Here is a 14747-nt window from a genome sequence, read left to right on the forward strand (position 1 = left end):
TAAATTGTTTGATTATGAGGGCATTGCAAATATTTGCGTGTGTTCACAATCGTGAACGTGAACATTTGCCTCTTTTTAATGTCGCACCAACAAGGGTGAATAAGAATATTATGGTGAGCCCGACAAACCATTGTTGCTATCCTATTTTACTTTGGGCCAAAGTAAGTCGTCCATCTGTTTACACTCCTTTTTGCTTAGTAATTCAACCGTCATTGGGATGTTGGTATCCGGCCTGTCGTTGCCGTCTTTTTTAACTGCAGCTATTTGGTCTACCATATCTATCCCGGTTACTACCTCGCCATAAACAGTATAGTTTTGATCCAGGTGCGGTACACCACCAACCGTGGTATAAATATCGCGCTGCCATGTTGGGATCTTGCGGCCTTTTAGGCGGGTCATCTCTAAAGTATCCAGCTTGCCGCTTGTAAAGCGCTTGCCTTCTACAATATAAAATTGGCAGGCGCTCGATGCTTTTTTAGGGTTATCATCGCGTGCCGCGGCTAATACACCTCGTTTGTGGAATAAGCTATCGCGAAACTCGGCAGGCACTGTATATTTTAGATCGCCGTTGCCCAATTCTGCACCTGCTTTATTCTTTGCCGTATCGCGAGAATCAGGGTCGCCGCCCTGGATCATAAAGTTTTGTATCACCCGGTGGAAAAACGTTCCGTTATAAAAACCCTGTTTGGCAAGTTTTATAAAGTTATCGCGGTGCAGCGGCGTTTGATTATACAGGCGGATGATTATACTACCATAGGTGGTCTTGATGCGCACGTACTGGTTCTTAGGTGGTTTGGCAAAGGCCATGCTTATGGTAAGCAGCAACAAGCAAAAGGTAAATAATTTTTTCATATGGTTTTGGTTTGTCCGTCTAAAATTCCCACTCCATTTCCGACTCAAAATAGTCAATTATCAGCGATTTTATCAGCATTTCCTGTTCTAATATGGTATAATTGGGTACGGTTTTTACCAGCTTCCAGTGCGGCCAGCCATCTTGGTCAAGCCCTTCCAATTCGTAAAAGCCCATCTTGCTGAAAAGCTTGCAATTGGCAATGTGCATCAGTTCTTCCTTTTGCCTTTTGCTAAATTTTTTAGGTCCCTGGCCCAACTCCTGTACACCAATTAAAAACATTACCACTTTAATATCGGGTTTCTCGTTATCAAATTCAGTAGAAATGCGTTCTTGCAGGGCGGTCCATTTCAAATTAATTTCGGCAGGTTTCATATGGGCAAATATACTGATGTGGCGCGGTTATCAGTGTTTATCCTGACATCCAATTAACAACATTGTTACGTATTTAAAATATGATTAGCATTTTATTAACTACTTTTGCGTTGTATTGCTAAATGTATAGCTCGTTTTGAAAAAAAGCACGTACCATATTTTTTGCGCATGGGCGCTGATGCTCTGTTTTATAACAGGGCAGTATATGGTATTTGCCCACCAGCATAACATCACCAATACTATACACGCTAAAAACTGCACTGACTGCCATAACACCTCAAAGCAGGACGTTAAAGAAAAATGTCAGCTTTGCGATAGTATGCACCATACTTATATGGAGCTGCCGGGCAATAGCCAATACGCGTCATTTACGCCTGCTGCTCATACCTTCATCACCTTTGAGTATGATTTCAAGAGCCTCACCCTCGTACTATCGCAAGGACGTGCTCCACCTGTAGTTTCATAATACTACCCATCTTTTAACGCTGCATTACGTGGCATTTTCTTGTATTTTTAACTTATTATTATGAAACTTAAGCATATATATTGTTTTATATTTTTATTCGTTCAGCTTTCTGCATTTGCAGGTGTTATAGATTTTAAGGGTAAAGTTGTTGATGCTAAAACCAACGAGCCTTTAATCGGCGCAACGGTAAGCATCCCCGATCTTCGCCTTTCTGTTGCCACCAATGGTAACGGCGAGTTCTCCTTTAAATCGATCCCGGCAAAGGGCCATTTTGTGGTGCAGGTACAATCCCTAAGCTATAAAACGATAACCCAAACTATAGATTTTTCATCCGGCGAGCCATTGGTTTTCGCCCTGCAGCCCAGTGTTATCGAATCGCATGAGGTGGTTATAACAGGCACGCCTATAACATCGGGCAGCCGCAGCAACAGCACATCGGCATCGGTAGTTACCAAAGAGCAATTGCAGGGATCATCCACAAATTTAATTGATGCGTTGGCAAGGCAGGTACCGGGCGTAAGCCAGATAACCACCAGCCAGGCCATTTCAAAGCCGGTTATTCGTGGTTTAAGTTACAACCGGGTGGTTACCCTAAACGATGGCGTTAAGCAGCAAGGCCAGCAATGGGGCGATGAGCACGGTATAGAGATGGACCAATTTGCGGCAGGCCGTGTAGAGGTATTACGTGGTGCTGCATCACTACAATATGGTTCGGATGCATTGGGTGGTGTTATTAATGTAATAGACCCGCCAACACCATCAGAAGGTAATATTGCCGGCGAGGTTTTAACCAATTACTCTACCAATAATGGGCTAAGCAATACATCGGTAATGCTTAGCGGTAACGAAAATGGTTTTGTATGGAGAGGCCGTGGTACATACCAAAATGCGTATTCGTTTAATACACCTGCGGGCCGTTATATTAACAGTGGCTTTAACCAAACCAATGCGAGCGGTATGTTTGGGCTGAATAAGTCATGGGGCTACTCGCATTTAAACTTCTCTTACTTTAAAGACAATATTGGTTTTTATGATGCCGAGCCGGGCGACAAGCTTTACAACGATAGCAAAAGCCGCACTATTGATTACCCGCGCCAGGACATCCGCCATTATAAAGTAGCGTTAAACAATAACTTTCAGTTTGGTGGCAGCTCTTTAAAATTAGATCTCGGGTACCAGAAAAACCAACGCCGCGAGTTGGAGGACAACCCTACGCCAAACCTTTTTTTCGACATGAATACTTACTCGTTAGATGCTAAGTATTACCTGCCCGAAAGTAACGGATGGCACCCTGTGATTGGTTTAAGCAGCAGCCTAAGCCATAGCGTTAACCTTGGCAAGGAGTTATTGATCCCTGCTTACGATGAATACAGCACCGGTGCATTCGTTTATGCTAAAAAGGTATGGGGACAAAATACATTTAGCGCAGGTGCCCGTTTCGATTATATCAAAAACAAAGGCAAAGCCCAAAACGATGAGGCCGGTGACCCGGTATTTGTTGGGTTTGATAACAAGTTTTCTAACGTGAGTGCCGCTTTAGGTTACACCCACATCTTTAACGATGTATTAAGCTTTAAGGCAAATGCGGGTTCTGCTTTCCGTGCGCCAAACCCTGCCGAGTTGGGTTCTAACGGTGTACACGGAGGGACAAGCCGCTATGAAATTGGTGATGCTAACCTAAAGCCTGAAAAGAGCTACCAGGCGGATGCGACATTAGAATATGGTTCGGGCTTTGTTACCGGTAGTTTTGGGATTTATGAAAACTACATACACAACTTTATTTATGCCTCAAACACTAATAAAGAGCAAACTACTGTAGTTGACCCGGGTACCGGCTTGCCACGGCAATTTGATACCTACCGCTATGGCCAGGTAAATGCTAACCTTTACGGCTTTGAAGGTAACTTAACCCTGCACCCGGTATCATTCATCCATTTCGAGAATACGTTTAGCTATACCGAAGCAAGGAACACCACGTTCGACAGGCCATTGCCTTTGATCCCGGCAGGTACGTTGCATAATACACTGCGTTTCGAGCCAAAAGTTAAAGGAATTAAAGACTTTTACTTTTACGCCGGTATCGACAACTTTTTTAAACAAAACCGTGTTGACGCCACCTTTGAAACACCAACAGATGGTTATACTTTGCTTAACGCTGGCATAGGCGCAACATTTAACCTTGGTAAGCAGCCTTTTAAACTTTATGTATCGGGTACCAACCTTACCAATAAAGCATATTACGATGCCCTTAGCCGTTTAAGACCGGGCCGATACAGCCAGGAAGACCCAACCTACGGGGTTTACAACATGGGCCGTAACATAACCTTTGGGGTTTACATACCCTTTGGGACCAATAAATAAGTACAGTTAGTTAGTTTAGTTAGAAAGAGAGCCCCGGAATAGTTACCGGGGCTTTCGCTTTTTATTGGGGCCGGTTGATTCCTAATATCTCCAAATCTCTCTTTAACTTTTCTGGCGAGGTGAAATGGATGGATTTGATGCCAAGCTTTTCTGCCGCTAAAACATTGCGTAGATTATCGTCAATAAATAAAGCCTTATTTGGCGAAACATGATACCTGTTCAACAATAACCGGTAAAAGGCAGGCGTAGGTTTACGCATTTTCTCCGTTCCGGATACTACTATGCCGTTAAACCAATTCAGGAAAGCGTAACGCTCCAAAGCCACCGGGAATGTTTCTGCCGACCAATTGGTGAGCGCGTAAATTTTGTACTTATCGCTGTCTTTTAACTGTCTAAAGATCTCTACAGTCCCTTCAATGGCATCGCCAAGCATCTCGTTCCATCTGCCGTAAAAAGCGCGGATATGTTCTTCATGCTGCGGATGTTGGGCTACCAGCAGATCAGTACCTAGCTGTAAAGAGCGGCCTGCATCCTGCTCTTCGTTCCAGTCGGGCGTTGCGATATTAGCCAGGAAATCTTTCATTTCCTGTTCTTCAGTAAATAAATTACGGTATAGGTAGTGCGGGTTCCAGTCGATAAGTACCGCGCCAAGGTCGAATATGATGGTGTTGATCATTTCTTCGCCGCTTTCTGTTTTTCAAACTTCAGTTTAAGCTTTTCTTTATTGTTTTTCTCGGGTACTTTATAATCGCTTACAACCGAATCCTTATTCAGGTAAAGCACCAGGCTTTTGGCATAAACCGTGTCAATCCCATCCATCTTGCGGATAATCTCGTATTCAAAGTTCCTTTCGGTAACACCGGTACGCTGCGGGTATTTTAACAAACCCAACGCCTGTTTGTAGGTAAGCCCTTTTAACTTACGCGTAGCCAATAGGTCATCTATCATCCCGGCTCGTTTTGGGAAGGTGATGCCATCGCCTTCGTCCCAACCTTCGGTGGTGAATTTTTCCTTTTTTACATCACAGCCGGTGAGCGCAACAATAAACGAAACAACAGTAATAGCCTTTAAAAGAGCACTTTTAAACATGGTAATATTGCTAAGCATTATTTAGCAAATATCCTTTAAATTCTCCAAAGCTAGTACCTAAACTTGTTGCGTAATGCGCTTTTTGCTGCAGGTCGTTTACCTGCTCCGGGATATTGATCTTGTCTGCTTGCTCCGGCGTAAACACATCAGGGAACTTGCACGGATGAGCGGTTGATAAAAACACACCTGCCGTATCTTTAGCACCATGTTCCTGCTGATAAGCTTTCAACGCTTTCCATGCAATGGCGGTATGCGGGCAGGCTATGTAATTGTATTCTTTAGATATAGCTTCTATCGATTGCACAGTGTCTTCATCGCTATAGGTATAGCCAACGATCAGTTTTTTAAGTGCTTCGGGGGCTTCCTTAAACAGATCGGCAATACGTACCCAGTTGCTTGGGTTACCTACATCCATGGCGTTTGATAGGGTTGCTACAGATGGCTTTGGCTGATAAACCCCTGTTTTTAAAAACTCGGGTACGGTATCGTTGGCGTTGGTAGCGGCAATGAATTGCTCAATAGGCAGGCCCATTTTCCAGGCTAACAAACCCGCGCCGATATTACCAAAATTGCCACTTGGAACGGCAAAAACCACCTTGCTAATGCCCTCGCGAAGCAATTGCGCGTAAGCATTGAAATAATAGAACGTTTGCGGGATAAGGCGGGCGATATTGATAGAGTTAGCCGATGTAAGGCGGAACTTCTCATTCAACTCGTTATCTGTAAAAGCCTGTTTAACCAATGCCTGGCAATCATCAAACGTGCCGTCAATCTCCAGCGCGCGGATGTTTTGGCCGTTGGTGGTTAACTGCAATTCCTGTACCTGGCTCACTTTGCCTTTCGGGTATAAAATAGTCACCCGTGTATTCGGAACGCCTAAAAACCCAAGGGCAACAGCACCGCCGGTATCTCCCGATGTGGCTACCAGTACGTCAAGCTGTTTTTCGCCTTCCTCTAAAAAGTAGCCCATTACGCGGCTCATGAAGCGTGCGCCGAAATCTTTAAACGCCAGTGAAGGGCCATGAAAAAGCTCCAGCACGTAAAAATTCTCTTCAAGCTTAACTACAGGCGCGTAAAAGTTGATCGCGTCATGGATGATGGTTTTCAGATCATCCGCAGGGATATCATCACCCAAAAAGTTTTGTGCCACGTGGAACGCTATCTCGGGCAGGGTATACTGGCCCAGGTTGTTCAAGAATTTATCATCAAGCCTTGGGATGCTAACCGGCATGTATAAACCTTTATCCTGCGGCATGCTGTTAAAAACCGCCTCTTTAAAACCAACCCTCAGGTCTGTATTGTTAGTGCTGTAGAATTTCATTTTTGTTTATTTTCTCCGAGCGTCATTGCGAGCGATAGCGTGGCAATTTTCGATAAGTAGGTTGCCTACTTTTCTATCGAGGATTGCTTCGTACCTCGCAATGACGCGCGTTTTTTGACTTTTAACTTTTTTATTTTGACTTATCACTATCCCAAAACCCTTGGCCCGGCATCATTTATAGTTGATACGTAACCGTTAGATCCTATTTTAATATTAGTTAAATGTTGCTGTAGTTTCTGAGTGATACGTTTGGCGGTTTCCTCATCGCGGGTAAAAGCGAATACCGAAGGCCCCGAGCCGGAAATACCGAAGCTTATCGCGCCGAGCTCCATTGCCATTTCGCGCATCAGGTAAAAATCGGGGATCAGCATGCTTCGTACTGGCTCTACCAGTACATCTTTCATGCTGCGCCCTATCAAGTCAATATCCTCCATAAACAAACCACTAACCAAGCCGGCAATGTTGCCCCATTGGGTTACCGCATCTTTCATCTGGATGTTTTTGCGGATGATCTGCCTTGCTTCCCTTGTCGGTACATCCACGTCAGGGAACACGATGGCGCACCATAAATTGGCCGGGTGCGGTAAACGTACAACATCTAAGGGCTCGTAACTGCGAATTAGCACAAAGCCACCAAGCAAAGCCGGCGCAACATTATCCGCGTGCCCATGACCACAGGCCATTTCTTCACCCTTCATTGCGAAGGGTAGCAGGGTTGATGGGTCGGTATCATCGCCTAATAATGTCTTTATCGCAAACAAACCCGCAACGGTACTGGCAGAACTGGAGCCAAGGCCACTACCTATCGGCATTTTTTTATGCAGTTCGATGTCGAGACCGATATCCAGCCTGTCGATACTGCGCAGGTAATGCTCCACACTTACGCTAACGGTATTTTTTGCCGGGTTAAGCGGCAGCCTGCCGTCATCCCCGGTAATTTTGCTGATGGTGATGCCTGGTTTATCGGTTATGCGCATAATTACCTCGTCGCCCGGTTCGTTCACCGCGAAGCCCAGCACATCAAACCCGCAAACTACGTTGGCAACAGTGGCAGGTGCAAATACGTGGATGCTATCCAATGTTTTTGCTCCTGCTGCTGCCGGTTGCTTTAAATCTTGTATATCGTTACTCATATTAATCCTATTCATTAACACACCCCTGCCCCTCTCAAGAGGGGAACCTGTGCTCTGTCTTTTTTATCTTGTCTCTTGATTCTAAAAATCTTGCCTCTCTTAATTAGCCCCTACATTTATCAGATCGGCGAATACGCCTGCGGCGGTTACTTCGGCACCGGCACCGGGGCCTTTTACTACCAACGGGCGTTCTTTGTACCTATCGGTAGTGAATGAAATAATATTATCGCTGCCGCTGAGCATATAGAACGGGTGGCTTTCATCAACACTTTGCAGGGTGATGGTTGCTTTGCCGTTTTCCAGCTTGCCTATGTAACGCAATACTTTTTTATTTTTTTCGGCCTGTTGTTTCAGGTTGGTGAAGAATGCATCTTCGGCTTTAAGGGCCGCGTAAAAGTCATCTACGGTTTGTGCTTCTAAACAAGCTTTTGGCAAAACGCTTTCTATCTGCACATCGGCTTCTTCCATTTCGTGGCCGGCATCGCGGGCAAGGATCAGGATCTTACGCATAAAATCTTTACCGCTCAGGTCATCCCGGGGATCCGGTTCGGTATAACCCTTTTCCTGGGCTTCTTTCACCACATCGTGGAAATTGGCATCGCCTTTAAAATGATTAAAGATGAAAGATATGGTACCCGAAAGGATGGCCTCGATCCGCTGGATGCGGTCACCGCTGCTCATCAGGTCTTTCAAGGTGCGGATGATCGGTAGACCTGCACCCACGTTTGTTTCGTAAAAGAAATCGACCCCGTGGCGGCGCGCGGTATCCCTAAATGTTTTGTACTGCGCAAACGACGCCGAGTTGCCTATTTTATTACAGGTTACTACCGATACGTTCGCTTTAAAAACATCCTCGTAAAACGCGATAGGCGCAGGGCTGGCGGTGTTATCAATAAATACACAATTCGGCAGGTTCAGTTCTTTTATTTTGGCGATGAAAGCCCCTAAATCAGCTTTGTGATCTGATGCCTGCAGATCGTCCTGCCAGGTATCTAACGACAAGCCATCAGCATTAAAAACCATTTTGCGGGTATTGCTTATACCAACTATCTTCACCTGGATGCCATTATTCTTTTGCAGGAAATCTTTATGCGCGTTCAATTGGTTGAACAAGGTTTTACCGATGTTGCCTGTACCCAAACAGAAAGCATGAAGGGTTTTAGTCAGTTCGATAAAGAAGGCATCGTGCACGGCATTCAGGGCTTTAGCCAGATCGTGCGCCGAGATGATCACCGAGATATTATACTCTGATGAACCTTGTGCAATTGCCCTTACGTTTACACCATTACGGCCAAGCGCATGGAACAGCTTGCCGCTCATGCCCGGGGTTTGTTTCATGTTCTCGCCCACTACGGCTAATATGGCCTGGTCTTTTTCTACCACCAATGGCTCCAGTTTATTGGCCAATAGCTCCAGCTCAAACTCTTGTTCTATTAAAAGCTTTGCTTTATCAACCTCGTTTGGTTGCACCGCAAAGGTGATGCTGTGTTCTGATGAGGATTGGGTAATGAGGATGATATTGATCTGCTCTCTCGCCAATAGCGAAAACAACCTGCCGCTAAAGCCGGATTTACCCACCATGCCGCTGCCCTCTAAATTAAGGATGCTGATATTATTGATAGACGAGATTCCCTTGATAGGCAAAGTAGATACTTTACAATCATGACGGATAACCGTTCCCGCAAAAGTAGGTTCAAAAGTGTTTTTGATAACGATGGGAATCTTTTTCAAAAACGCCGGGATCATTGTTGGTGGGTAAATAACCTTCGCGCCGAAATATGAAAGTTCCATCGCCTCGGTATAAGTAAGCTCCTCCAACGGAAATGCTTTTTGCACCATCCGCGGGTCGGCAGTCATCATCCCGTTTACATCCGTCCAGATCTGGATCTCTTCGGCATTTAAGGCCGCGCCAAATATCGCCGCGGTATAATCGCTGCCCCCACGGCCAAGCGTTGTTGTTTGGCCGGCGTCGTTACCTGCAATATAGCCGGTAACAATTAGCAGCTTCTCGCTATTTTCTCGGTAAAAGGTTTTGATAAGCAGGTCGGTTAGCTCGCTGTTCACTTTAGCGTTACCAAATGAATTGTCGGTTTTGATCAATTCTGATGCATCAACAAAAAGCACATCTTTAAAATGTTGTGCTGCTATTTTGCTCACCATAATAGATGAACAACGCTCTCCAAAGCTCAGGATCTGGTCGCGGGTTTTGGGGGTAAGTTCGCGCAGGGTAAGTACGCCCTGCAGTAATTCCTCTAACTGGTTAAAGTGGATTTTTAAACGGGTATAGGCAGGGTTTTGGTTCTGCACATCAAGCAATGCTTTAACGGCATCAAAATGGCGTTTTTCCAACTCGGCTAATTGCGCGGTAAATTCTTTGCCGTTTGCAGCATTCTCGGCCATCGATACCAGCAGGTTGGTTACCCCGCCCATGGCAGATAATACCACTACCGGGCGGCTGCCGGGTTTATCCTCGTCCTTTAAAATATCCAGTAAAGTTTTGATGCTGTTTACCGAGCCTACCGACGTGCCGCCGAACTTTAGAATTTTCATTTTTAGTATCTAATTAAATGCTACCGTTAGCCTCACCTAAATCCTCTCCAAAGAAGAGGACTTTTAAACTTCCTTCACCCTCTCCTTTGGAGAGTGCAGGGGGAGGCTATGAGGCCAAAAAAAAGCCTTCCTCTTTTCGGAGGAAGGCTTTCATTTGGTTTTGTTTATGTTTTTACACCATACGATTATCTTCCTCCGAAATATATCCCGATGGTAATAATGGTCGTAATGGTTATGTTGTTAATTGTCATATATATTATGTCGGTAAAGTAAGTAGATTTTATTTTAAATACCAAATGTAAATTGGTTTTATTTTTTGAATGGCTTTTATCTTCCTAAATTGCGGCCGTATGCAGGGACTGATAACAAAATCAACCGGGAGCTGGTACCAGGTAAGAAGTGGCGACGAAACCATCGACTGCCGGATCAAGGGCAAATTCCGGATCAAGGGGATTACTACCACCAACCCGTTAGCGGTTGGCGACGTGGTTGATTTTGATATGGAGCCCGAGCAAGGCACCGGTATTATTACCAATTTGCACCAGCGTAAAAACTATATCATTCGTAAGTCTATCAATCTTTCCAAGCAAGCGCAAATCATCGCATCCAACCTGGATAGGGCCTTGCTGGTTGTTACGCTTGCCTCGCCCCGCACCTCTTTGGGTTTTATTGACCGTTTTTTGGTTACCGCTGAGGCTTACGATGTGCCCGCCTGTTTAATATTTAATAAGCTTGACCTGTTCAGCGAAGAAGGTTTAGAGATCTTGGCCGATTACCAGGCTATTTACGAGAACATCGGCTATCCATGCTATTCTGTTTCGGCCTTGGAAGGGACAAACATCGACCACGTTCAAGAATTACTGAAAGATAAGGTGACGCTTTTCTCGGGCCATTCGGGGGTAGGCAAATCAAGTTTGATCAATCGTTTACTGCCCGATCTTGACCTACGCACCCACATGGTATCTGAATGGAGCGACAAGGGGATGCACACCACTACCTTTGCCGAAATGTTTGAATTGCCGCAGGGCGGATTTATCATAGATACCCCCGGCATCCGCGAGTTGGGTGTAATAGATATAGAAAAAGAGGTGTTAAGCCACTTCTTCCCCGAAATGCGCCAGCGCATGAACCAATGCCGTTTCAATAACTGCCGCCATATAAACGAACCAGGTTGCGCCGTGTTGCAGGCTTTAGAAGATGGCGACATTTCATTATCCCGATACGATAGCTATTTGAGTATTTATAATGGGAACGATACACGTGCGTAAGCGAGCAGGGCGGTAAGAAGCAAGAGACAGGAAGAAAAAATATCTAATAACATTAAAACAGGGTCTTGATTCTTATGTCTTGACTTCTTGATTCTATTCTATGAGAGCAGTAATACAACGGGTTTCAGAAGCATCATGCAAGGTTGATGGCAATATTACCGGGGAAATTGGTATTGGTTTTTTGGTGTTGTTGGGCATTGAAGACGCCGATACCGATGAAGACCTGCAATGGCTTGCCCAAAAGATAACCGGCTTGCGTGTGTTTAGCGACGAGAATGGGTTGATGAATAAAGCCCTTGCTGATATTAATGGAGAAATCCTCCTCATCTCACAATTTACCTTATTTGCTCAAACAAAAAAGGGTAACCGCCCGTCATTCATCCGCGCGGCAAAGCCGGATAAAGCTATCCCGATGTATGAGCAAATGATACAAACGCTGGCAACCATCACCGGCAAAAAAATAGCCACAGGTATTTTTGGTGCCGATATGAAAGTGAGCCTGGTTAACGATGGCCCGGTGACCATTACGATTGATACGAAGAACAAGGAATAACAGCCTCACCCAAAGCCTCTCTAAAGGAGAGGGCTTAAGATTTGCTTTTCCTTCCTCTCCAAAGGAGAGGGCTGGGGTGAGGCGCAAAAAAGGCCGGAGCATTCGCCCCGGCCTTTAAAATAATACTAATTTTTATAACTATTGAACCTCAAAAACATTGCTGAAGCTGCCACCATCGGGGTAGTAACCGGTGATGATAAGTCGGCCATTTTTTAGGCTGGTGATCACCCTGTCCATATCGGCAACACTGCTGATAGGCTGCTTGTTGATAGACGTAATAACCGAACCTACCGGGATCTCGGTATCATCAAAAATACCACCTGCACGTACCTGGGTTACCACAACACCCGTGCTTACTTTAAACTTAGATTTTTGCGCTGCATTTAACGGCTGGAAGCTTGCGCCCAGTTTGTTAAACAACTCGGCTGCTGATTTTGAAACCGCTGCTGTTTTATTTACCGGTGCTTCTGCTTTTAGGTTGATGTTGAAATTCTTTTCAACACCTTCACGTAAAACAGTAATATTTATTTTATCGCCCGGTTGCAAACGTGCAACGCGCTCTTGCAGGTCAGATGATTCGTAAACCGGGTTACCTTCCACTTTGGTGATGATATCGCCGGCTTTAACACCTGCTTGTACTGCACCGCCACCTGTTACCAAGCTGGTTACATACAACCCATTTGTTTTATCGCTGTTAACTTGTTTAGCCGCTTCCGGGTCGCTTAGGTCGGCAAAGCCGATACCTACGTAACCACGTTTAACAGTACCGTATTTTTTAATATCGTTCAGTACCTTTTTAGCCAGGTTGATAGGGATAGCGAAACCATACCCTTCGTATGAACCCGTATGCGATGCGATAGCGGCGTTGATACCGATAAGCTCACCAGCAGTATTCACCAATGCGCCACCGCTGTTACCGGGGTTAATAGCTGCATCTGTCTGGATAAAAGATTCGATACCTTTTCTAAGCGTAGGGCTGTCCTGCTGCCTAACAGGGTATGGGCTGTCCTCGTCATCTTCGCGGCCTATGATATTGATGCTACGGCCTTTTGCGCTTACGATACCCGCTGTAACGGTTGAGTTAAGTTTAAAAGGGTTACCAACAGCTAATACCCACTCGCCAACACGTACCGCGTCAGAGTTACCCAATTTTACAATTGGCAGGTTCTTGCCGTCAATTTTGATTAGGGCAAGATCTGTATTTGGGTCGGTACCAATCACTTTTGCTTCAAAGCTGCGGTGATCATTGGTAACGATGGTGATCTTCTCCGCTTTAGCAACCACGTGGTTGTTGGTAACGATGTAACCATCAGGAGAAATAATTACACCCGAGCCGGAAGCCATTTGCGGGCCTTGCGGGCGCATGCGCTGGCCGAACATCTGCCCAAACATCTGCTCCAGTTGGTCCTGCTGACCGTTACCTTCCGATTTTGTAGAATACGTTGTGCGGATATAAACTACTGCGGGCGTTACATCTGCCGCGGCCTGTGTAAAATCTACCGAACCGGCAGACGAGGTAACAGGCACATTTAAACGGTTGCTGGCGAAGTAAACTTTTTGTTTATCCTCTAAACTCATGCTGTCGGCATACTTGTTTTCTACAAGTTTGTATACGCCTAACGCCATGGCACCACCCACAAAGGCGGTTAATAATGTTAAACCAATTTTTTTCATATTTTTAATCACTTTTCTTTTACGTTATTAATATTGGAGTTCAAATTTAATACCATATATACGATATAATCAATAATAAGGTATATGTAATTTTGTTAAAAATTGTTAAATTAAGGGAGTCATCGGGCTATATTTGTCATATATAGTTATACTTTGATATTTAACGACTAATATAAGCAACCATTGTGCAAATAAATTTTTATAAATACCAGGGTGCCGGCAACGATTTTGTATTGATCGATAATCGCGACAGCGCCTTAAAAAACCTTGACAAACAGGCTGTTGCAAAACTATGCGACAGGCGTTTTGGCATTGGTGGCGATGGGTTGATGCTATTAGAGAACGAGCCGGGTTTTGATTTTAAGATGGTTTACTATAATGCCGACGGCAACGAGGGCAGCATGTGTGGTAATGGCGGGCGTTGCATCGTAGCCTTTGCCAAACACCTGGGCATCATTGCCAATGCGACAAAATTTCTGGCTACGGATGGTATCCACCATGCCAAAATTTCAGATGCCGGTAATTGGGTTAGTTTGCAAATGATAGATGTTGCCGATGTTGGTAAAGATGGCGAAGCTTATGTCCTTAATACAGGATCGCCACATTACGTAAAATTAGCCACCAATTTGGAAGTTAAGGATGTTTATAGCGAAGGATACGCCATTCGCAACAACCCAACTTACAAACAGGATGGCATCAACGTAAATTTTGTAGAAAAAAGCGGCGAAGGGTACTTTGTACGCACCTTTGAGCGTGGCGTAGAGAACGAAACTTATGCTTGCGGTACTGGCGTTACCGCTGTAGCACTGGCCATGGCTAAACATAATCACCAAACAGGCTCCGTTACCACCCCTATAAAAGTATTAGGCGGCGACCTCAACATCCGCTTCGATCACGATGGCGAAAAATTCAGCAATATCTTCTTAGAAGGGCCTGCAGAGCTGGTTTTTGACGGGGAGATAGAGATGTAAAGAACAATGCCTTTTCGCCCGTCATTGATCGATAGCGTGGCAATCCCCTACTTACAGAGCCGCAGACAAGTCTATCGAAGATTGCCACGCTATCGCTCGCAGCAATGACGTTCGTATAAGCCAATCACTATTCACC

The 14747-nt window shown here is 45.0% G+C and carries 13 protein-coding genes; 5 read left to right on the top strand and 8 right to left on the bottom strand.

Annotation, left to right across the window (positions count from 1 at the left end; genetic code table 11):
• Window positions 1–141 precede the first annotated feature (141 nt).
• Window positions 142–852, bottom strand: a complete 711-nt coding sequence (locus RHM67_RS01860; protein ID WP_322230081.1) for a peptidylprolyl isomerase — start codon at window positions 850–852, stop codon at window positions 142–144.
• 19 nt (window positions 853–871) lie between these two features.
• Window positions 872–1225 carry a hypothetical protein gene (locus tag RHM67_RS01865; protein ID WP_252758774.1) on the bottom strand — a complete coding sequence of 118 codons (354 nt, stop codon included), beginning with the start codon at window positions 1223–1225 and terminating at the stop codon, window positions 872–874.
• A gap of 205 nt (window positions 1226–1430) precedes the next feature.
• Here RHM67_RS01865 and RHM67_RS01870 point away from each other — a divergent pair, with 205 nt between their 5' ends.
• Window positions 1431–1691, top strand: a complete 261-nt coding sequence (locus RHM67_RS01870; protein ID WP_322230084.1) for a hypothetical protein — start codon at window positions 1431–1433, stop codon at window positions 1689–1691.
• A 60-nt stretch (window positions 1692–1751) separates the two neighbouring features.
• Window positions 1752–4052, top strand: coding sequence for a TonB-dependent receptor (locus RHM67_RS01875; protein WP_322230088.1), 2301 nt, complete (start codon window positions 1752–1754; stop codon window positions 4050–4052).
• 61 nt (window positions 4053–4113) lie between these two features.
• Here the strand turns inward: RHM67_RS01875 and RHM67_RS01880 are convergent, their stop codons facing one another.
• The 5 genes from RHM67_RS01880 to thrA all read right to left on the bottom strand — a co-directional run bounded on the left by RHM67_RS01880 (window position 4114) and on the right by thrA (window position 10145).
• A complete protein-coding gene (locus RHM67_RS01880; RefSeq protein WP_322230090.1) occupies window positions 4114–4728 on the bottom strand; it encodes an HAD family phosphatase in 615 nt (204 codons plus the stop codon).
• Window positions 4725–5141 (bottom strand): hypothetical protein, encoded by a 417-nt coding sequence (locus RHM67_RS01885; protein WP_322230093.1) that lies wholly within the window; start codon window positions 5139–5141, stop codon window positions 4725–4727. Before RHM67_RS01885 ends, RHM67_RS01880 begins: the two co-directional genes overlap by 4 nt.
• A gap of 10 nt (window positions 5142–5151) precedes the next feature.
• Complete coding sequence (gene thrC / locus RHM67_RS01890; RefSeq protein WP_322230095.1) at window positions 5152–6462, bottom strand: threonine synthase; 1311 nt, start codon at window positions 6460–6462, stop codon at window positions 5152–5154.
• A gap of 146 nt (window positions 6463–6608) precedes the next feature.
• Window positions 6609–7595 carry a homoserine kinase gene (locus RHM67_RS01895; protein WP_322230096.1) on the bottom strand — a complete coding sequence of 329 codons (987 nt, stop codon included), beginning with the start codon at window positions 7593–7595 and terminating at the stop codon, window positions 6609–6611.
• Window positions 7596–7694: 99 nt separating this feature from the next.
• Window positions 7695–10145 (bottom strand): bifunctional aspartate kinase/homoserine dehydrogenase I, encoded by a 2451-nt coding sequence (thrA, locus tag RHM67_RS01900; protein WP_322230099.1) that lies wholly within the window; start codon window positions 10143–10145, stop codon window positions 7695–7697.
• A gap of 350 nt (window positions 10146–10495) precedes the next feature.
• Here thrA and rsgA point away from each other — a divergent pair, with 350 nt between their 5' ends.
• Complete coding sequence (gene rsgA, locus RHM67_RS01905) at window positions 10496–11413, top strand: ribosome small subunit-dependent GTPase A (protein WP_322230102.1); 918 nt, start codon at window positions 10496–10498, stop codon at window positions 11411–11413.
• A 100-nt stretch (window positions 11414–11513) separates the two neighbouring features.
• The gene (gene dtd / locus RHM67_RS01910) at window positions 11514–11966 is read left to right on the top strand and encodes a D-aminoacyl-tRNA deacylase (protein ID WP_322230103.1); all 453 of its coding nucleotides are present in this window, start codon (window positions 11514–11516) and stop codon (window positions 11964–11966) included.
• Between the two features lie 138 nt (window positions 11967–12104).
• Here the strand turns inward: dtd and RHM67_RS01915 are convergent, their stop codons facing one another.
• Entirely contained in the window at window positions 12105–13640 is a 1536-nt protein-coding gene (locus tag RHM67_RS01915) for a Do family serine endopeptidase (protein WP_322230107.1), read from the bottom strand.
• A gap of 185 nt (window positions 13641–13825) precedes the next feature.
• On the opposite strand from RHM67_RS01915, the gene dapF reads away from it, so the two are divergent.
• Window positions 13826–14611 (top strand): diaminopimelate epimerase, encoded by a 786-nt coding sequence (gene dapF / locus RHM67_RS01920; RefSeq protein ID WP_322230109.1) that lies wholly within the window; start codon window positions 13826–13828, stop codon window positions 14609–14611.
• The last annotated feature ends 136 nt before the right edge of the window (window positions 14612–14747 follow it).

Origin of the sequence: Mucilaginibacter sp. 5C4 (assembly GCF_034345625.1) — a bacterium.
Classification (GTDB): domain Bacteria; phylum Bacteroidota; class Bacteroidia; order Sphingobacteriales; family Sphingobacteriaceae; genus Mucilaginibacter; species Mucilaginibacter aurantiaciroseus.

Bases quoted from the DNA above. Each gene is read 5' to 3' on its own strand.
- RHM67_RS01860 (WP_322230081.1), bottom strand. From the start codon at position 852: ATGAAAAAATTATTTACCTTTTGCTTGTTGCTGCTTACCATAAGCATG.
- RHM67_RS01865 (WP_252758774.1), bottom strand. From the start codon at position 1,225: ATGAAACCTGCCGAAATTAATTTGAAATGGACCGCCCTGCAAGAACGC.
- RHM67_RS01870 (WP_322230084.1), top strand. From the start codon at position 1,431: ATGGTATTTGCCCACCAGCATAACATCACCAATACTATACACGCTAAA.
- RHM67_RS01875 (WP_322230088.1), top strand. From the start codon at position 1,752: ATGAAACTTAAGCATATATATTGTTTTATATTTTTATTCGTTCAGCTT.
- RHM67_RS01880 (WP_322230090.1), bottom strand. From the start codon at position 4,728: ATGATCAACACCATCATATTCGACCTTGGCGCGGTACTTATCGACTGG.
- RHM67_RS01885 (WP_322230093.1), bottom strand. From the start codon at position 5,141: ATGTTTAAAAGTGCTCTTTTAAAGGCTATTACTGTTGTTTCGTTTATT.
- thrC (WP_322230095.1), bottom strand. From the start codon at position 6,462: ATGAAATTCTACAGCACTAACAATACAGACCTGAGGGTTGGTTTTAAA.
- RHM67_RS01895 (WP_322230096.1), bottom strand. From the start codon at position 7,595: ATGAGTAACGATATACAAGATTTAAAGCAACCGGCAGCAGCAGGAGCA.
- thrA (WP_322230099.1), bottom strand. From the start codon at position 10,145: ATGAAAATTCTAAAGTTCGGCGGCACGTCGGTAGGCTCGGTAAACAGC.
- rsgA (WP_322230102.1), top strand. From the start codon at position 10,496: ATGCAGGGACTGATAACAAAATCAACCGGGAGCTGGTACCAGGTAAGA.
- dtd (WP_322230103.1), top strand. From the start codon at position 11,514: ATGAGAGCAGTAATACAACGGGTTTCAGAAGCATCATGCAAGGTTGAT.
- RHM67_RS01915 (WP_322230107.1), bottom strand. From the start codon at position 13,640: ATGAAAAAAATTGGTTTAACATTATTAACCGCCTTTGTGGGTGGTGCC.